At 71.4% G+C, this 18,288-nt stretch carries 17 protein-coding genes; 8 read left to right on the top strand and 9 right to left on the bottom strand.

All coding sequences use genetic code 11. The annotated features are described in order from the left end of the window. Nucleotides 1-224 precede the first annotated feature (224 nt). From E1298_RS05700 to E1298_RS05690, 3 genes are all read right to left on the bottom strand, one after another. Nucleotides 225-1,142 (bottom strand): DMT family transporter, encoded by a 918-nt coding sequence (locus tag E1298_RS05700; protein ID WP_131889693.1) that lies wholly within the window; start codon nucleotides 1,140-1,142, stop codon nucleotides 225-227. 105 nt (nucleotides 1,143-1,247) lie between these two features. Next, nucleotides 1,248-2,339 (bottom strand): Gfo/Idh/MocA family protein, encoded by a 1,092-nt coding sequence (locus tag E1298_RS05695; RefSeq protein ID WP_131889692.1) that lies wholly within the window; start codon nucleotides 2,337-2,339, stop codon nucleotides 1,248-1,250. Beyond that, a complete protein-coding gene (locus tag E1298_RS05690; RefSeq protein WP_165975318.1) occupies nucleotides 2,336-3,550 on the bottom strand; it encodes a DegT/DnrJ/EryC1/StrS family aminotransferase in 1,215 nt (404 codons plus the stop codon). Before E1298_RS05690 ends, E1298_RS05695 begins: the two co-directional genes overlap by 4 nt. 133 nt (nucleotides 3,551-3,683) lie before the next feature. Between E1298_RS05690 and E1298_RS05685 the strand changes: the two genes are divergently transcribed. Then, nucleotides 3,684-4,457, top strand: coding sequence for a phosphatase PAP2 family protein (locus E1298_RS05685; RefSeq protein ID WP_165975317.1), 774 nt, complete (start codon nucleotides 3,684-3,686; stop codon nucleotides 4,455-4,457). Between the two features lie 221 nt (nucleotides 4,458-4,678). On the opposite strand, the gene E1298_RS47755 is transcribed toward E1298_RS05685, so the two are convergent. Beyond that, nucleotides 4,679-5,446 carry an ATP-binding protein gene (locus tag E1298_RS47755; protein WP_165975316.1) on the bottom strand — a complete coding sequence of 256 codons (768 nt, stop codon included), beginning with the start codon at nucleotides 5,444-5,446 and terminating at the stop codon, nucleotides 4,679-4,681. Between the two features lie 93 nt (nucleotides 5,447-5,539). Between E1298_RS47755 and E1298_RS51725 the strand changes: the two genes are divergently transcribed. Next, nucleotides 5,540-5,737, top strand: a complete 198-nt coding sequence (locus E1298_RS51725; protein ID WP_424923068.1) for a DUF397 domain-containing protein — start codon at nucleotides 5,540-5,542, stop codon at nucleotides 5,735-5,737. A gap of 89 nt (nucleotides 5,738-5,826) precedes the next feature. Here the strand turns inward: E1298_RS51725 and E1298_RS05665 are convergent, their stop codons facing one another. Continuing rightward, entirely contained in the window at nucleotides 5,827-6,690 is an 864-nt protein-coding gene (locus E1298_RS05665; protein ID WP_131889688.1) for a helix-turn-helix domain-containing protein, read from the bottom strand. Between the two features lie 471 nt (nucleotides 6,691-7,161). Between E1298_RS05665 and E1298_RS05660 the strand changes: the two genes are divergently transcribed. Together E1298_RS05660 and E1298_RS05655 are read left to right on the top strand one after the other, a co-directional pair. Further along, nucleotides 7,162-7,560 carry an NYN domain-containing protein gene (locus tag E1298_RS05660; RefSeq protein WP_131889687.1) on the top strand — a complete coding sequence of 133 codons (399 nt, stop codon included), beginning with the start codon at nucleotides 7,162-7,164 and terminating at the stop codon, nucleotides 7,558-7,560. Between the two features lie 24 nt (nucleotides 7,561-7,584). Further along, nucleotides 7,585-8,289: an FHA domain-containing protein gene (locus E1298_RS05655; protein WP_131889686.1), complete on the top strand. Its 705-nt coding sequence runs from the start codon at nucleotides 7,585-7,587 to the stop codon at nucleotides 8,287-8,289. Between the two features lie 537 nt (nucleotides 8,290-8,826). On the opposite strand, the gene E1298_RS05650 is transcribed toward E1298_RS05655, so the two are convergent. Further along, entirely contained in the window at nucleotides 8,827-11,280 is a 2,454-nt protein-coding gene (locus E1298_RS05650; RefSeq protein WP_131889685.1) for a hypothetical protein, read from the bottom strand. 129 nt (nucleotides 11,281-11,409) lie between these two features. Here E1298_RS05650 and E1298_RS05645 point away from each other — a divergent pair, with 129 nt between their 5' ends. Next, a complete protein-coding gene (locus E1298_RS05645) occupies nucleotides 11,410-12,633 on the top strand; it encodes a sensor histidine kinase (protein WP_131889684.1) in 1,224 nt (407 codons plus the stop codon). Further along, nucleotides 12,630-13,307, top strand: coding sequence for a response regulator (locus E1298_RS05640; RefSeq protein ID WP_131889683.1), 678 nt, complete (start codon nucleotides 12,630-12,632; stop codon nucleotides 13,305-13,307). The genes E1298_RS05645 and E1298_RS05640 overlap by 4 nt, the downstream gene beginning before the upstream one ends. Nucleotides 13,308-13,366: 59 nt before the next feature. On the opposite strand, the gene E1298_RS05635 is transcribed toward E1298_RS05640, so the two are convergent. Continuing rightward, nucleotides 13,367-13,705, bottom strand: a complete 339-nt coding sequence (locus E1298_RS05635; RefSeq protein ID WP_165975315.1) for a hypothetical protein — start codon at nucleotides 13,703-13,705, stop codon at nucleotides 13,367-13,369. A 359-nt stretch (nucleotides 13,706-14,064) separates the two neighbouring features. Here E1298_RS05635 and E1298_RS05630 point away from each other — a divergent pair, with 359 nt between their 5' ends. After that, a complete protein-coding gene (locus E1298_RS05630; protein WP_131889681.1) occupies nucleotides 14,065-15,732 on the top strand; it encodes a fatty acid CoA ligase family protein in 1,668 nt (555 codons plus the stop codon). Continuing rightward, nucleotides 15,729-16,724, top strand: coding sequence for an alpha/beta fold hydrolase (locus tag E1298_RS05625; RefSeq protein ID WP_207944463.1), 996 nt, complete (start codon nucleotides 15,729-15,731; stop codon nucleotides 16,722-16,724). Before E1298_RS05630 ends, E1298_RS05625 begins: the two co-directional genes overlap by 4 nt. A gap of 8 nt (nucleotides 16,725-16,732) precedes the next feature. Here the strand turns inward: E1298_RS05625 and E1298_RS05620 are convergent, their stop codons facing one another. Further along, nucleotides 16,733-17,791, bottom strand: coding sequence for a selina-4(15),7(11)-diene synthase (locus E1298_RS05620; RefSeq protein ID WP_131889712.1), 1,059 nt, complete (start codon nucleotides 17,789-17,791; stop codon nucleotides 16,733-16,735). Between the two features lie 58 nt (nucleotides 17,792-17,849). Further along, on the bottom strand, nucleotides 17,850-18,284 hold the full coding sequence (locus tag E1298_RS05615) for a nuclear transport factor 2 family protein (RefSeq protein ID WP_165975314.1): 435 nt from the start codon (nucleotides 18,282-18,284) through the stop codon (nucleotides 17,850-17,852). Nucleotides 18,285-18,288 lie beyond the last annotated feature (4 nt).

Genomic DNA, 18,288 nt, shown 5'->3' with positions numbered 1-18,288 from the left:
CCGGAAGCGGCCCACCGACCCGGCGGCGCAGAGTACGGCAGGATGCCCGCTCGCACTCAGGGCCGCGTTTCCGAGCAGCACATAATGGACGGGCGCGAGTGCAAGATCAGGCAGTTTGGAATACCATCGTCAAACAATTCAAGACAGATAGTGAGTCGAAAAAGACGAGGTTGACTCGCTTCTTGACTTCACAATATCGTCACATTACCGGTCGCGCGCTCAGCCTATGTTTCGGGGCTTCTGGAGGGGTTCTGGGTGGGCTCTGGCCTGGTGGACACGGGCGGGGACGGGGCGGTCGGGCGAGACCCCGCGAGCCGGTGGACACCGTAGGCCATCGCGACGAGGCCGCCCAGCATGAGCACCGCTCGTGGGCCCGTGACGTCGACGTGCTCCTGGAAGGCTGTCAGCCCGATGAGCAGGGCCGTCAGCGGCTCGCTCAGCGTTATCGCGGTCAGCGGGGTGGTCAGCGATCCGGTCAGGAAAGCGTTCTGGTTGAGCAGCAGGGCCACGACCGCGCAGCCGAGGTAGGCGTAGAGCGCCCAGCCCGTCACAAGCGCGACCGGGTCATCGAAGGCTCCCATACCCGCCTTGAGCACGGCGGCCGTGAGCCCGAACGCGATGCCGGTGGCGATCCCGAGCGCGGCGCCCGCCGTGTTGGGCCTCCGCCGGGCCACGGCCAGGCATCCGGCGATCGCCAGCGCGCACGCCCCGGCCACGACGCCCATCGTGGCCGCCGTGAGCGTGCCGCTGCCGGCCCCGGGCTCGGCGACGACCATGAAGACCGTCAGACCGCTCGTGGCCAGCAACGCGGCGCCGAGGGTCTGCCGGTCGGCGCGGTCGCCCCCGAGCCGGGGTTCGAGCACGACGCACAACGCCAGGCCGATGATGAGCAGCGGCTGCACGAGGGACAGCGGTGCGGCACGCAGGGCGAGGGCTTGCAGGACGACGCCGAGGACGGCGGCCAGGCGGCCGCCCAGCCACAGCGGCCGGCGCACCAGGCGGATCAGCAGCCGAGGGTCCATCGTCCGAGGTGCCAGGACGTCGTCGCGAACCTCCCGGTGCGCCGCGTGGTGCTGCAAGGCGGCGCTGAGCGCGAAGCAGCCGCCGGCCCCGACCGCGACCAGGGCGGCCCAGCCGTTCACGGGACCTCCTTCGCCGAACCCGTGGCCAGGGTGCTCGCGCCACGCCCGGTCACGGTGCTCCCGCGTGCTCGCGCCTCATATCGCACAAGCATCGCCGCGATGCCATCAGGCGGGCAGCTCCCGCACGGCGCCCGCGCGGGACCCGGCCGCACGGCCACGGGTCAGCGGCGGCAGAGCCTCCACCGGCACGGTCTGCCCCGTCTCGAACGAGCGCCGGGCGGCCAGCGCGATGTGGAGGGCCGTCCGGGCGTCCTCCACACCCGGCGAGGTCGGCGTCCCCTTGGCGACGGATGCGGCGAACGCCTCAATGGAGTTCCGGTAGGCGTCGCCGAACACGTCGAACACCGAGGCCCCGTCACGCACCGACGGCCGGACGAGCACCGCCCAGTCGCGCTCGCGGCCGAACTGCACCATGCCCTCGGTGCCGACGACCTCCATCGCGATGTCGTAGCCGTAAGAGGCGTAGCGGCTCCATTCGGTCAGCGCCATCGCGTCCTCGCCGAGGTGCAGGGCGATCGAGCAGGTGTCGATGTCGCCCTTGTCCCGCAAGCCCTTGTGCACCAGCGCCGCGCCGGTCGCGGTCACGCTCCGCACCTCGCGGCCCAGCAGGAAGCGGGCCGCGTCCAAGTCGTGGATCGCGCAGTTGAGGAACAGCCCGCCGTTGCGGTCCAGGCCCCAGTTCGCCGGATCGGAGGCGTTGGGGTCGCGCCCGTGCGTCTTGAACAGGACCGGCTCGCCGATGTCGCCGGAGTCGATGATCCGTTTGGCGCGCAGGTAGCGGGAGTCCCAGCGGCGCTGGAAGCCGATCTGGAACGGCACGTCCGCGTCCACGACCTCCTGAAGGACGAGGTCGGTGTCCCGCAGGGTCAGGCAGACCGGCTTCTCTACGAAGATCGCCTTGTTCGCACGGGCCGCGGCCAGGATGTGCCCGGCGTGCGCCGGGGTACTTGAGGCGATGACGACGCCGTCGAACGGCATGGCGAGGAACTCGTCCAGGTCGGTGGTGACCGGCACGCCGTGCTCGGCGGCGGCCCATTCGAGTGCGGCGGACTCGGTGTCGCACACCGCGGCGAGGTCCGCGCCCGGGCAGTCGGCGATGTGCCGGGCGTGGACGGCACCGAGCTTGCCGAAGCCGATCAGGCCAAGGCGCACGGACGGGGAAGCGGACGTGACCGGAACGCCGCGAGCCGCGCTCATGCGGCCTCGCAGGCAGCGGCGAATCGCTCCGCCACCAAGGTGATCTCGGCGTCCGAGGAGGCGATGTTGATACCGAAACCGGCACCGATGCCGTTGTCGACCACTCCGACGCTGATGTTGATCGCGCGGCCAAGGATGTCGTCGGTGCGCGGCAGGTCGCCGGGCTGGGCGTACCGGGCGGGCTCCGACCAGCCCGGCACGGGGGTCTTATGCTCGACGATCTGGTCCATCAGCCCGTACACGTGCCAGCCCGAGCCGGCCACCGTGCGAACGCCGAGGCGTGCCGCCACCGCTTCGGCGTGCTCCCGCTCGTCGAACAGATAGGTCAGCAGTGAGGCGCAGTCCCCGGCCGGGTCGTTGAGCACCCGCGGGCGCACACCGGGCAGGTCCGGGATGCGCGCCCGCAGTGCCGCCTTCTTCTCCCGCAGGGTCGCGACGATCCCGTCCACCTTGCGTAGCTGGGCGAGCGCGACGGCCCCCGTCAACTCGTTCATCTTGAAGTTCAGTCCGATCAGGCTGCGGGCGTGCCCCGCCATCTTGCCGCCGGCTCGCAGAGGGATGTGCCCTTGGTCGTGCAGGGCGAAGACCCTCTCGTAGAGCCGCTGGTCATCGGTGACCACGATGCCGCCGTCGCCGGTCGACATCATCTTGTACCGGTTGAACGAGAAAGCGCCGAGCGCCCCGAAGGAGCCGAGCGCGCGGCCGTCATAGCTGCCGCCGCCGGCCTGGCAGGCGTCCTCGATCAGGACGAGGTCGCGTTCCTCGACGATCTTGCGGATCTGGCGCATGTCGCACGCGTTGCCCAGCATGTGGACGACGAGCACGGCCCGGGTCCGGGGGGTGATCTTGCGGCGCAGGTCCTGGGGGTCCATCGTCAGCGACTCGTCGACCTCGACGAGCACCGGCACCGCGCGGGCATGGACGATCGCGCCCATGGTCGCGACGTAGGTGAAGCCCGGTACCAGGACCTCATCGCCGGGCCCAATGCCCGCGGCGAGCAGCGAGATGAGCAGGGCGCCGGTTCCAGAGCTTGTCGCGACCGCGTGCGCGACACCGCAGTGCGCGGCGAATTCCTGTTCGAGGGTATGCACCTTCTGAGTAAAGCCGGGATCGTCGGCGGAACCGTAGCGGGATAGGTGCCCGCTTGTGAGGACGTCCTCGACCTCGCGCCGTTCCTCATCCCCGAATACGTAAGCCCCCGGGCCTGCCATGGCGCGCCTCCGCATACTCCGAAACCTCTGACTCAGATGAGTTTACTGATAATTGAAGGGAAACGTGACGTTGCCGTGCGGCACACGACCTCCCGGCCGCCGGGGGTTACGGGCGCGTCGTAGGATCACCCTCGTGACGTCCGACGACGAGCTCGGGGCGCCGGCCAGCGCCCCGTCCATACGCTCCTGGTCGACCTGGCGGCACGCCCTGCGGCACGCGCTCGTCCTCGGCGCGCTGTGGATTGTCTACACCATCGGCCGGGCGGTGGCCGGGCGACACATCGGCCGGGCGTTCCCGAACTCCGACGACGTGTGGCATTTCGAGCGCTGGCTGCACATCCCCAGCGAGGCGTCCCTGCAGCGGTGGGCGCTGCACTGGGAGCCGGGAATCCGCGCGGCGGACCTCTACTACAAGTACGTCCATTTCACGGACTTCGTGCTGGTCACGGCCTGGCTACTGCTCTGGCACCCAGAGCATTTCCTTTGGTTTCGCCGAGTAATCGTGTCCATCACCGGTCTTGAGCTCGTGGGGCACTTCGTCTACCCGCTGGCACCGCCGCGGATGCGCCCTGATCTCGGGATGGCCGACACCGCGCAACTGTTCGGCCATGCCGTGTACGGCGGCTCGTACGAGAACCACGGCCTGTTCAATCAATACGCCGCCATGCCGTCGATGCACGTCGGCTGGTCGTTCCTGTTCGCGATCGCGGTCGTGAGGATCGCGCGGAGCCCATGGCGCTGGATCATCGTGCTTCACCCGCTGTTGATGACCTATGTCGTCGTAGTGACGGGCAACCACTACTGGCTGGACGGGATCATCGGCCTGATCCTCCTGGCCATCGGACTATGGCTCTTCCGCCGCGACAGCCCATGGCGAAAGCCGCTTGAGACGGAAGCCCACACCTGACCGAACGCTGCACCCGACTTGGGCCGCAACCGTCGACCCCTAGGCGTTTCCGTAGAGTGCGCGATGTAAAACTGATAGTAGTCGGGGGCTTTCGCGCCCCGCGCGGCGGCTCGGCGAGGAAGGGTTCCCTGCGGAGGTGGTGTTGATGACCTCGAATTCGCCCGAGTTGTCGGCGATTGTGCGGCCTGGTGACAAGCGGCACCCGGCGCTCAGCCGCGGATTCAACCAGCGATGGATAGCCGAATCCGAATATGTCCGGCTGGTCCGCTCCCCCGAGGAGGCCCGGGACGCGCTGGCCGAGGCCGTGCGGCAGACACCGAAGGACCCCGCGCGCACGGCAACTTCGGCGTGATCACCAGGTTTTGGTTCAAGGACCTGCCCGATCCGCCCAGCATGGTGTTCCGGACGTGGACCTGGGCGACCCGCAATGGAATCGCTCGAACCAGCCGTGGTCTACCCTCTATTACAAGGACGCCTATCCCCCAATTGTTGTCGCGGACGGCGATGGTGTTGGCGTCCCGGAGGGACACACCCCCGTAGAACAGCTCCCGCGGGAAGTCCGAGATGCCGGAGTGCATGCGGCGCTGGTAGGAGAGGCCGACGAAGCGCGAGCGGAAGGCCCGCGCCTGGCGGCGTGCCATGCCCTCGGTCAGCGTCGAGGGACGGGAGGTCCGCTTGGCGCCGATGCCCTCCTGGAGAACCTCCAGGATGCTCGGGAACCCGATGTCCCGCGTCTCGGTGATCGGCTGGGAGATGTCCGCCACGACCGGATACAGCCGGCGCAGGTCGCGGTCCAGCCGGTCGCGGTCGCGGGCGCCGCGGCCGTACCGCAGCTCATGCAGGCAGGTGAGCCGCCACGCGATCTCGGACGCGGCGTCATGCTCGGCGAACCAGCGCCGTTCGTGCCGCTCGGCCTGCTCGAACGTCGTGACGCCGGCCTGCCTGCGGTCCCCGTAGGGACGCGCCAGCCGCCCGGCCCGGCCCAGCAATGGATCTGCGCGACGCTCGCTACGGGGAACGGGCCCGGCCGGGTGCCGGCTCTGGCCACCACCCGCGGTCGTTCATCATGAGCAGGACCGAGAATGGGCGGGTCAGCGGCTCCCTGGAATGGCGTAAGAGCACCCACAGCGGGGCCCCACGGCGAATGCGTCGAGCTCGCCGTGAGCGGCGGGGTGCTCTGCGTGCGCGACTCCAAGGCACCCGACGGGCCCGTCCCCCCGCTGGCACGCGCTGGACGGACGGCGCTGGCCGCGGCGGTGCGCGGCTTCATCGAGCACTGAGGCCCCCCGCGGTACCGGGAGGCCGAGGCGCACGCGCCGGGGCGTCCCCTGCTCCGCCGGTCGGCGGCGCGGGGGCGGCGCCGCCCCGGTCAGCGGAGTTCGGAGGCCAGCTCCGCGAGGAGGCCGCGGGCCTCGTCGCCGAAGACCGCCATCCGCTCCAGCGCGAACCAGGTCTGCTTGTAGATGTCGATCTCGCCGGGATCGAAGAGCCTCATGCCGGCGTGGATGGCCTCGACCGTCACGAAGGTGGCGTCGGCCTCGTGCCCCTCGTAGATCACGAAGCCGTGGGAGGCGTAGGCCAGGGCCTGCCCGCCGGCCGGAAGGACGCCGATGGAGATGTTCTCCAGCGTGCTCAGCGAGGCGACGCGGTCGAGCTGGGCGGGCAGGAGCGCGGCGGCGTCCGGGCCGGGGCACCAGCGCAGCGCCTCCTCGGTGATCAGGAACTCGAAGCCCTGGTCGAGCTCGTACACCGCCAGCTGGCGCCGCATCCGGTCGGCGACCGCGGCGGCGATGTCCTCCCTGACGCTGGGCAGCGGTGACAGGCCGAACACGTGCCGGGCGTACTGCGCGGTCTGCAGCAGTCCCGGGACGCTTGAGGGCTGGAAGGTGCGGACCATCCATGCGTCAGCCTCCTGTTCGCTGATCTCGTGCTGGGCGTGTGGACTGTCTCGCAGGGGCCTCGACCAGGAATGGATCTCCGTGAAGGCACGTTCGGCCAGTTTGATCAGTGCTCTCTTCTGCTCGGGTGAGGCGCCCGTGAGATCGGCCCACCGTTCGACCTGCGGCAGCGTCGGCATCGCCTTGCCGGATTCGATCCGCGACACCTTGGACTGGCTGATCCCCCCTATCCCCGTCGCCAGCTCACGGCCGCTGACCCCCGCCTGGTCGCGCAGCTTCCGCAGCTCGGCGGCGAGCTGCTGCCGCTCCTCGGGCGGCTCGATCGGTTCGTTCATGCCCACCTCATTTCGTCCCCGATGTCGATCCGGGCACGGCGATGGGGTGGCACGGCACGGCCGGCCGGTCCCGCAGCCGGCACTCACTCATGCACATTCATTCACCGATTCAGTACGCTGCAACCCAACCACCCGCCTCTCTGACCGGTCAACCGCTTCTCGCCGATTGGGGAGTCCTCCCCATGCTGAGCACCGGTGAAGAGGGTCATTCCCCATGTGGAGCCCTCCCCAATCGGGCCCGGAGGACGGTCGGCGTCTTGAGTCGCTCCACGGCCGGACCCATACTGATTCATCATGATGCAACGACAGTGGCGGCGTCCAACCCCGTTGGACATGCCCAGGCCCCGGCCCCTCCGCCGCCGGGATCGATACCCCCTGACACCCCTCGGAGCCCGGATCGGAAGGAGCACACTCAGCGCCGTCCCCCGGCCGGGCCCGCCCCGGAGGGCATTGCTCATCGACCTTGAGAACATGCTCCACGAGCAGGGCGACCGGGTGCCCGACAGCCTCGCGTCCCGGCGACTCGAAGCGATCTTCACCGTGGCCGGCCCGGTGCAGCACACCGTCGTGGCCGCCCAGACGTGGGCACTGCGACGTCACCTGGCCCTGCTCGCCGGCCGGTGCCCCAGGGTCCTCATCGCGCCCCGGGAGCCCGACAGCGCGGACCACCTGCTGCTCGACTGCGGTCATCTCCTGGCCGCGCAGGGCTACGGTGAGTTCTTCATCGCCAGCAGGGACGGCATCTTCGCCCCGTTCGCCAAGGGTCACAGGACGACGGTCATCACGCCGAACCGCCGCACCCTGTCGCGCGAACTGCGCGAGGCCGCCGTCGCGATCATCGAGCTGCGCTGCGGCTCCCCCTCCACCTGACACCACCCAGCAGCGGGACGAGCCATGAACCACACGACGATCACTTTCAACGGCGACCACTATCTCGCCACCGAGACCGATCCGGTCACCTTCGGCCGCGACATCGGATGCACGATCTGCCTCGACCCGGAGGACACGGGCATCTCACGCCGGGCCGGAACGGTGCGCTGGGAGAACGGGATCTGGTGGCTGGTGAACGACAGCCGCAGCCGTCCCCTCATCGTGTCGGACGACCGCGCCCCCCGCAACGTGCTCCCCAGGCAACGCCGGCACCCGCTCGACGTCGTCACGCGAGTGATCGTCGACGGCCGGCCGAACCAGCACGTCGACGGCCGGCGGAACCAGCACATCCTCATCGTGACACCGCAGGGCAACTCCGATGCCCACCTTTCCGACGGCGAGCCTCCGGGCCCGCCCACCGTGTCAGGGCTCAACGTCAGGCTCAGCGACGACGACCGGCAGGCGCTGGCCGCGCTGCTTGAGAACTACATGCTGAACCCGTCCCGCATCGAGAGCATCCGCAGCTACACCGGCGCCGCCAAGCGCATCGGGCCCTACCACACCCCGGCTCAGGTGCGCCGCCGCGTCGAGCATCTGCGCGAGCGGCTCTCCAAGGCGGGCGTCGCGGAGGTCAAGGGCCCCAACGCGATGCAGCACCTGGCCGAGTACGTCATCCACAGCGGGCAGCTCACCTTCGACGACGTCCGGCGCCTGCTGCCTCCCCCCTGACCTCGGTGTCCTCGGCCTCGCCACCGCTGCCGGCGAGCGTCGTCACGGTCGGCACTCGCTTCTGAGCCACGTCCTCAGCACCCATCCCGAGCGTCCGCGACCTCGGGAGAGTGCCCGTGCACCCAGCTCGTGCCGCACCGTCCGTCCACGATGGAGGTGTGGCCGAAGGTCAGCGTGGCGACCACGGTCGTTCTTACGAGACCGGCGACCGTCGCCGCGCCCGCCGAGGCCCAGACCAGCGACGACCTGCGGCGTCTCGTTAACGGCCCCTGGACGAGCCGTTTCCCGGCGGAGGTCTGGTATCGGCGCCACTCGGATCGGTCGGCGGAGCGCTCAACCCGCCCGCGGCGCCGCCGCCCAGGGGCCGGGAGAGCTCCGCTCGGGCGTCGGCCATCAGCGCCGCAGCCGATTCGTAGCGGTCGTCCGGGGCCGACGCGAGAGCCCGTGCGAACACCTCGCGAGGCCCTGCGGTGAGCAGGGGTGCTCCGGTGCCCTTGCCCGTACGTCGCCGCGGCGCGCGGCCCTACGCCACCGTCGTTATCGCTTGAGCTGGATCCAGGAGGTGGAAGGTGGGATCGGGTGGCCGCCGAGGGTTCCGGTGAAGGTGAGCTCGTAGTCCACGCCCGGGCGGGGTCCGGCGCCTGCGGTGATGGCGTAGGGGACGCTGACGCGGCCCTGGGCGGGGACCGTGACGGTGGTGGGGGCGCCGGGTCGGATCGTCCAGCCGCTGGGGGTTCGTCCGGACACGGTGATCTTTCGCGGCCGGTGGCCGAAGTTGTAGACGTCGAGCCACATGCGTGTCGTGGTGTCCATCCGGTAGCCGAGGGGCGGTTCGGTCTCGCCGTCGTCCTTGCCGGGGGCGGCGTTGGCGGCGGAGTACCGCTGGCTGAGGACGATCTGCTCGGCAGCCGTTGGGGCGCGCCGGGGCCGCCGCTCGCCATCCGGACGGGCCGGGCGGCTTCCGGCGCGGCGCGACACGAGGTAGATCGGGTCGGGTGACGCCGTCACGCGCACGGTTCCGTCCGCGGCCCGTTCCGCCGTGCCCAGCGGCGCGCCCATGATGTCGTAGAGGTCCGCCGGGCCGGGCACCGGGACCTTGACGCGGGTGGGCTTGGCCGCCCACAACACCGTGACCGTCCTGGTGCCGCTGTCGAAGAGGTGACCGGAGGTTCCGGTGGGCAGGCCGGGCAGCCGCCGCACGAAGTCCGCCCTGCCCAGCAGCGCGGTGAGGGCGGCGTGCGCGCTGTAGGCGGGCAGCGGCTGGAAGTCGCGGCTGAACACCGAGAACGTGACCCCGTCGTCGGTCAGCGGCGGCGCGGCGAACCAGAAGTGCTTGTCCACCCCGGCCGCGAGGTCTTCGACGGCCGACCGGACCAGGTAGCGCGCCTGCTCGGACTGCCGGGCCCGGCCGGGGTCCTGGCCGGGCTCCACGGGCAGGAAGACCCCGGATTCGGTCATCCACATCGCGGTCCCGCCGCCCTGCCGGCGCCAGAGCTCGCGCTGGTCCCCGGCGGAACTCGGAACCTCGGGCTCGGGTGTTCCCGGCGGCCACGGGTAGCCGTGGAAGGACCAGATGTCGGCGTACCGGACGACGTCGCTGCGCAGCATCAGCCGCTGGTAGGGGCCCTCGTCCGCGATGCCGGGCAGCGCGATGAGCGGCCGGTCGCGGCGGGACGCGGCGCCGAGCGCGGCCGCCTTGACGTAGGCGGCCTGCTGGTCGCCGGTGCTCGCGGTGTCGTCGACGTCGGGCTCGTTCGACATCTGGACGACGTCGGGCCGGGTCCCGGGGGCCTTGCCCGCCAGGTGCCGGGCGTATCCGTAGGCGGCGCGCAGGTCGAACGGGAGCGGAACGGAGGCCGGGGTCATCGCCCACTCCGGCGGTCCTTCGATGACCTCTAGCGTCTTGAGGCCGTGGCCGTGGAGCGCGGCGGTGACGCGGTCCTGCGGGGTCGGCGCGTAGCGGCCGCGGCGCGGCTCGGTAGCGGGCCAGGACCGGCCGTCGCGCACGTACCCGGCCCCCATCTGCCGCAGCGCGCCGGCCAGCGCGTCCAGCCGGGACGACGGCACCAGCGCGCGGACCCAGTTGTTGACGCCGAACCGGTTGCCGGCACCGTGGACGGGCCGCTGCCGGGGCAGCCGCGCGAAGCGTCCGACCACCGTCGTCCCGGACAGTGTCGCGCGCGTCGTGTAGTGGCCCGGACGCAGGTCCGGCAGCGCGAGGGCCGCCGTCGTGGTCCCGGCGGGGATCGTGACGCTCCCCGAGGCGACCCGGGCGGAGCGGTAGTCGCTGATCTCGTACCGGACGGTCTGCGGGGCCGCCGCGCGCCCGTTGAGGCGGAAGCGCAGGTCCGCCCCCGATCGGTAGACGCCGAGGTTGGTGGCGGGGTCCTGGATGTGGACGCTCGACAGCGCGATCGGCACCCGGGTCAGGGTGAACGAATCGAGCAGGAACCGGTGGAGCACCGCCCCTGCCACGGCCACGGGCTCGTCGATCCTGAAGGTGATCTTGTTGATGCCCCGGCGCAGCTCGACGTCGTCCAGGCGTAGCCGGTGAAGGTCGCCCCAGGCGTGTGGGGCCCCCGCCCAGTACGCCTGCGATCGGGCGACCTGGGTGAACGGGCCGCCATTGACCGCCAGGGCGAAGTGGGAGCCGACGTCGATCTCGTCCGTCTGTTCCCCTGGGGAGGACTCCGCCTGCTCCACCGGGGAGGACAGCGTCGCCTCCAGGCGGTACGGGCCCGCGGCCGGAGCATGGACGGTGTACGTGGCGTACCAGCCCTGTCCGCTTGGCCGGTGAGCCGAGGCCAGCGCCAGGTACTTGCCCCCGGACGCTCGCCGGTCGGCCGCCCTGGGGATGTTCGTCCGGGTCGCGGACTCGCCCTCGATCTTGATCGGGGCCGTCCCGTCGCGCGCGTCCGCCCGCGCCCCGGCCACGCCGGTCAGTCCCACAGCGAGTGTCGCGGTGACCGCGGTTGCGTTGATGACGTTCATGCCGGTGAGCCCACCACCGGGATCCGGGTCGCGGCCTCGGCCGCCCGGCCACCGATCCTGGCCGGGCGGCCACGACCACCGGCCGGTCGGCCAGTGCCCGGCGGGCCGCCCGGTCTCTAGGCTCGGGTCATGCACCGGCTCCGCGAGGCCGCCCCTCTCAACGGGCACCGCCACTGGGCGGCCGACATCGCGCTGCTCGGCGGCGCGTGGCTGGTGTGGGCCGACGTCCAGCGGACCCTTCCGCAGCAGGACGGCCTGCCCGGCTGGGCGACCACGGCCGATCCCTGGCTCGGCGCGCTCGCGTGCCTGGCCCTGTGCCGGCGGAGGCGCTACCCGCTGGGGCTGGCCCTCCTGCTGGTGCCGCTGCTCGCGGTGTCGGCCGCCGCGACCGGCGCCGCCGTCGTCGCCGTGCTCACCGTGGCCGTCCACCGGGAGTGGCCGGTCGCCGCGCTGGTCACCGGGCTCCACCTGCTGGTGGTCGTGCCTTCCGGGCTGATCTTCCCGCCGCCGGGCAGCACCGGCGGGCAGAACGCGGCGGCGCTGGTCCTGATCTTCGTGGCGCCGCTCGGATGGGGCATCGCGGTACGGGCCCGACGCCGGCTGGCGGCCGCCGCGCGCCTGGAGGCCGAACGGCGGCGGCGCGAGCACGCGCTGCAGGTCGCCGACGCCCGGCGGGCCGAGCGGGCGCGGATCGCCCGCGAGATGCACGACGTGCTGGCCCACCGGGTCTCCCTGCTGGCCATGCACGCCGGGGCGCTGGCCTACCGCACGGCCCAGGCCGAGACCGGGCAGGGACCGCCGCTGGACGCCGCCGAGGTGCGGGAGGCGGTCGAGGTCATCCGCGGCAACGCCCGCCTGGCCCTCGACGAGCTCGGCGACGTGCTGGCGGTGCTGGGCCCGGGCGAGCCCGGCGCCGAGGACCCGTCCCGCGCCGGGGGTCTCGTCCCGTCCCGGCCGCAGCCGCGCATGGCCGAGATCACCGGCCTGATCGACGAGGCGCGGGCCGCCGGGCAGCGGATCGCGTTCGAGGGCGGGGACGTGCTCGAAGCACCGGCCCCGCCTCGTCCCCAGATACAGCGCACCGCCTACCGCACGGTCCAGGAGGGCCTGACCAATGCCCGCAAACACGCCCCCGGCGCCCCGGTCACCGTACGGTTCGCCGGACGGCCCGGCGACGGCCTGGAGGTGGTGGTGACCAGCGCGATGACGGACCCCGCCGCCGCGATCCTGCCCGGAACCGGACGGGGCCTGACCGGCCTTGCCGAACGGGTGGCGCTGGACGGCGGCACCCTGGAGCACGGCCCGCGCGGCGGGGCCTTCCGGCTGGCCGCCCGGCTACCGTGGCCGCCATGACCGGTGAGACGCCCGCCCCCGTCCGGGTCCTGCTCGTCGACGACGACCCGCTGGTGCGGACCGGGTTGCGGCTGATGCTGCGCGGCGCCCGCGACCTGGAGGTGGTGGGAGAGGCCGACGACGGCACCGGCGTCGTCGACGCCGTGGCCCGCCTGCTGCCCGACGTCGTCCTCATGGACGTGCGGATGCCGTACCTGGACGGCATCGCCGCGACCCGGGCCCTCACCGCCCGCGGGGACGGGGCACCGGAGGTCATCGTGCTGACGACGTTCGGCGACGACGCCAACATCGTGGCCGCGCTGCGCGCCGGGGCGGCCGGCTTCCTGCTCAAGCACGCCGGGCCGGACGAGATCGTCGACGCCGTGCGGCGCTCCGCGGCGGGCGAGCCCGTGCTCTCACCGGCCGTGGCCCGCAGGCTGATCGACCGCCTCACCGCGCCCTCGGCCGAGGGCACCCGCGCGGCCGAGGCGCGCCGGCGCCTGGCCGTGCTGTCGCAGCGCGAACGGGAGGTGGCGGCCGCCGTCGCCGAGGGGCTCCCGAACTCCGAGATCGCCGAGCGCCTCTACATGTCGGTGGGCAGCGTCAAGGCCCACATCTCCAGCGCCCTGACGAAGCTGGACATGTCCAACCGCATCCAGCTCGCCATCCTCGCCCACGACGCCGCCGACTCCTGACCCGCCCTGGGGCGCGGGCCCGGGAGCCTTTCTCTTGATCATCAGTTCCGCCGTTGGGGTCACAGGAACGGCCTCACCCAAATCCACTCTCCCTCTATGTCGAACTTGACCTTGTCGTTGTCGGCGGACGCCACCTTGATCTTGAAGCGGCCGACGCGGGTGCTCTGCCCGACGCCGATCACCGTTGGCCCGGAACCGTCGGTGGCCACGGTCATCCCCTGGCTCGAAATCCGCGAGACCGTGAGGTGGACGCCGCTCACCTCCACGGTCTGACCGGCGCCGGAGACGGTCACATGGCATCCGCGGTAATGGCAGCTGTGAGAGTGATACCGGCAGCCGCCTAGCAGCAGCGCTCCACCGAGCGCCAGGACGGCCAGGACAGGGACGGAACGCTGCATGATCTCTCTGGATGGGCGGATTTCGCGATATCAATCCACCGTACGCCTCAAGAACGTCGAAACTCATGGGCGTTACCGAATGAATGATCTTCCCCCAGGCTTCATCAGACCCGGTACCGCTCACTCCTCAGGGGCATGCACCGCGCGTTCCGTCCGGGTTCGGCGAGCAGATGGGGTGGCCGCACGCGTGGGCCAGGGTGAGGTCGTCCATGCTGCGCGGTTAGGTGTCTCGGGACCGATGGCCCGTTGCGCATGGTGGCCCTATTCTTGCAGCTTGTAATGAAGTGAACGCTTAACGTGACCTTTTGGGGTGACATGGGTGGTGGCGCGGACTGCCGGCACGCCGGGCCGGTGTCGCGATGGTGACCGGGGGACGGGAGGGGGAGGCGATGGGCCCGGCCACCGGCATATCGGCGCTCGTCCAGGGCCTCGTTCGTGATCATTCCGACGTGGCGGCGTGCGTGGTTCCCGGGCAGGAGCCCACGTCGACGACCTATGCCCAGCTGCTGGAGGAGGTGGACCACACGGCGGCGGCGCTGGAGCGGGCGGGGCTGCGTCCGGGCACCCGCACGGTGCTGCTGGTGCCGCCGCGGCAAGGGCTGCTGCCGCTGGTGCTGGCGGTGTTGCGGTTGCGTGCGGTTCCGGTGGTGGTCGATCCCGGTCTCGGGCCCGGTGCGGTGCGGACCTGCCTGCGGGAGGTGGCGCCGGAGGCGTTCATCGGGATCCCGCAGGCGCAGGCGGCCCGGCTGGTGCTGGGCTGGGCCCGCGCCGACGCCCGCATCGTCGTCACCGTGGGTCCGCGTCGGTTCTGGTTCGGCCGGACCCTGCACCGGCTGCGCGCCGCCACGCCTGCGATGGACCGCGACCGGCCGCTGCCCGCGCCCGACGAGCCGGCCGTGATCGCCTACACCTCCGGATCGACCGGGGCACCTAAGGGCGTCCCGCTGCGGTACCGGCATCTGGCAGCGCAGTTCGACCTGCTCTCGCCGCTGCGGGTGTGGCGGCCCGCGGCACCGGTGATGTCGACGTTCCCGCCGTTCATGGTGGCCTGCCTGGCGTTCGGGGCCACCGCGGTGATCCCCGACGTCGATCCGCGCCGTCCCCTGCGGGCCGATCCGGCCCGGCTCGTCCGCGACGTCCGGCGGCACCGGGTCGCGGGGCTCTTCGCTCCGCCGGCACTGCTGGACCGGCTGTCCCGGCACTGCGCCGCCCGCCGCGTGGTACTGGAATCGGTCACCGACGTGGTGACCGCCGGTGCGCCTCTGCCGCTGGCGGTGTCGGAGCGCATGCGCGGCTGCCTCACCGAGCGGGCACGGCTGCTGTCGGTGTACGGGGCCACCGAATGCATGCCGGTCGCCGCGATCGAGGCACGTGAACTCGCCGAGACCGGCCAGGCCACCGCACACGGCGCCGGAACGTGCCTGGGCGTCCCGCTGCCGGGCGTCCTCGTCCGGATCATCGGCGTCGGCGACGACCCGGTCGACGAATGGAGCGACGGCCTGGAGGTGCCGCCCGGGGCCATCGGGGAGATCACCGTCGCGTCGCCCGCGGTCAGCGACCCCTACCTCGACCGGCCCGATGCGACGCGGCTGGCCCGGATCAGCGACGGCGACCGGGTCTGGCACCGCATGGGCGACGTGGGCCGGGTCGACGAGCAGGGCCGGTTGTGGTTCGCCGGCCGCAAGTGCGAACGGGTCCGCACCGGCCACGGCGAGCTGTACACCGACCAGGTCGAGCCCGTCTTCGCGGCCGTGGCCGGAGTACGGCGGACGGCGCTGGTCGGCGTCGGCCCGGCCGGGGCGCAGCGTCCGGTACTGGTGGTCGAACCCGAACCCGGTCTCGGCCGCCGGCGGCGCACCGGCCTCGTCCACGCGGTACTGGAGGTCGCCGGTGAGCGCCTGCCCGCCGCCGGCATCACCGATGTACTGCCGCACCGGTCCTTTCCCGTGGACGTCCGGCACAACAGCAAGATCCGCCGCCACGTGCTCGCCGCCTGGGCGGCCCGCCGGCTGGGGAGGCGGGGGTGACGGCGCCGGTGACCGGGGACGGCGGCTTCCTGGCCCACCATCCTCTGAGGGGTGCGATGACCGTCCTTCCCGGCTACCCGTTCGACTCGCACTGGTACGTCCACGCCGGCCCCCCTGGCGATCGGCGCGCGCCGCACCGCCTGCGACAGCACTATCTGGACGAGGGAAGCGGGCCTCCGGTGCTGTTCGTGCACGGCAACCCGACCTGGAGCTACCTGTGGCGGCGCCCCGTGCTGGCCCTGCGCGACCGGTTCCGGTGCATCGCGCCCGACCACATCGGCATGGGGCTGTCCGACAAACCCGCCGATGACCGCTACACCTTCACGCTCGCCTCACGCATCGACGATCTGGACGCTCTCACCGATCACCTCATCACCTCCCAGGGCGTCCCCGACCGCGGCTGGACGCTGGTGATGCACGACTGGGGCGGACCGATCGGCATGGGCTGGGCGCGTCGGCATCCCGAGCGCGTGTCCCGCCTGGTCGTCCTGAACACCGCGGCCTTTCCCAATCCGCACGGCGCCCGGCCCCGGCCCGCGCTGCGGATCCCGTTCCGGGTGCTGCGCGACACCCGGCTGGGCGGGCGCCTGTTCCTGCGGCACAACGCCTTCGCCCGGCTCGCGACGCTGCCGCCGTTCGGAGTGCGGCGGCCGCTGCCACGGGCCGTCCGGGCCGCCTACCTGACCCCTTACCACCAGCCGGGCGGCCGCCTGGCCGTCCAGCGGTTCGTCCAGGACATCCCTCTGGGCCCCGGCGATCCGGCCTGGCCGCTGCTGTGCCGGATCAGCGACTCCCTGAGCCGGTTCGCCCACGTTCCCATGCTGATCGGCTGGGGACGGCACGACCCCGTCTTCGATCCCGCGTTCCTGCGCCAATGGCGAGAACGCTTCCCGAACGCCCGCGTCTGCGCCTTCCAGCGTGCCGGTCACCTCGTCGTGGAGGACGCCGGCGACGATCTCCTGATCGCGTTGCGCAGATTCCTCAGCGAATGACGCGTCCGTCACCGTGTCAACGGTCGGCGCAATTCCGGGTCCCACCACCAGGCGATAGCGGGAATGGGCAAGGGATCGGTGCTGTCGTCGGTGGGCTCGGTGGCGAAGCCGGTCGGCAGCGGCGCCGGGTCGTGCGGGGTGGTGTAGCGGCGGGAGGTGATCCCCCAGTCCTGGGCGGCGCGGATGAAGGAGCTCAGGCCGGCGAGGTACTGCCGCAGATCGCCGGTCGCCTCCGCGGAAAGCATGTCGCGCAACCGCAGGAACTGGCAGCTCACCCGATCGCGCTGAGCGACCGCCGTGACGAGAGCCTCGTCGTGCGGGACGCCTGATTCGTGGGCGAGGACTCGTACGGCGTTGAGGCAGTAGTGGCCTGCCCGCTGCTCCTTGTGGAAGGAGAGGATGTCGTTGTCCCAGGCGATGATGAAGTACGTCATCTCGGCAAGGGCGCGCACGGGACGGCTGTCTCGCACGTCGGCCGGCAACTCGTATCCGTGCCCCGCCTCCAGGAGCGGCGGTACGGCCGTGGTCGCGCCGTCATACAGCCGCATCAGGGTGTAGTCCGCCAGGCTCGGGATGGTGGCGTGCACGCGGTGCTGGGCTTCCCAGACCACCGCCAGGAAGTACTCCCGCAGCGCGTCGATCCACCGGGCCCGTTGCGTCGGCGAGGCATGAGCGTCGAGGCGACGCCGCAGGTCGCGCAGGCCCTCGGCCAGTGGATCACCCGGCAGCAGCGGAGCCTCAGGATTCTGGGCGACCCGCAGCAGCCGGGAGAGCTGCCCGGCGAGCTCCCCCGGTTCCCGGCCGAGGTCCCCTTCCTCGCAGTACCCGTCATCGACCCCGAAGAGCCAGACCACGAAGTCGCCCAGCAGTTGCACGACATCGCGGTCGCCCTCCGGCAGGATCCGCGCGGCGAACGTTCCGATGTCGTGATCCACCAGCCGGACGTTCCCGATCCCGAACGCCTCCGCCCACTCCCGGGTGCTGGCGTCGATGGCCGTGTGGGCGGGGTGGATCGCCGAGCAGAACGGTGAATACAGCGGAGGGACCACGATCCCGGCTCCGCTCATCGACGTCACGGCGCATCTCCGAACCGATGACAAGCGCCATCCCGAACACGCACTGAGATCACCTCGCTGAGCGGTTTTCCTCCTTTCCAGGGACAGTGCCGTTGAGGATGTCCGCGACCCCTGGCCACTTCGCGACGTCGATGTAGGAGTGATCCGCGTAGATCCTGCCGTCGCGGAACCGCAGGATCGCGCAAAAGTAGGTCTCCCAGGGGTGCCCGCTCTCGGGGTCGGTTCCGGTCAGGACGCACTCGACCGTGACGGTGTCGTCTTTCGCCACCGCGCGGAGGATGCGCCCCTTCCGGTCCGGGGCCTGCTGGAGGACGTACGCTTCCGCCTCGTGAAACGCCGTCTTGTCGGTGAGTTCGATGAACCCGGGCAGCCGCAGCGCGAATTCGTCGGCGTACACTTCGTCGATCATACGGTGCACGTCATTGTTGTAGAGCTCGATCCAGCGGGCGGTCGTTTGGAGGTTCCTTTCCTCAAGAACGCTCATCATT

Source organism: Actinomadura rubrisoli (assembly GCF_004349215.1).
GTDB classification, from domain to species: domain Bacteria; phylum Actinomycetota; class Actinomycetes; order Streptosporangiales; family Streptosporangiaceae; genus Spirillospora; species Spirillospora rubrisoli.
This window is presented reverse-complemented; position numbering and strand designations above follow the sequence as displayed.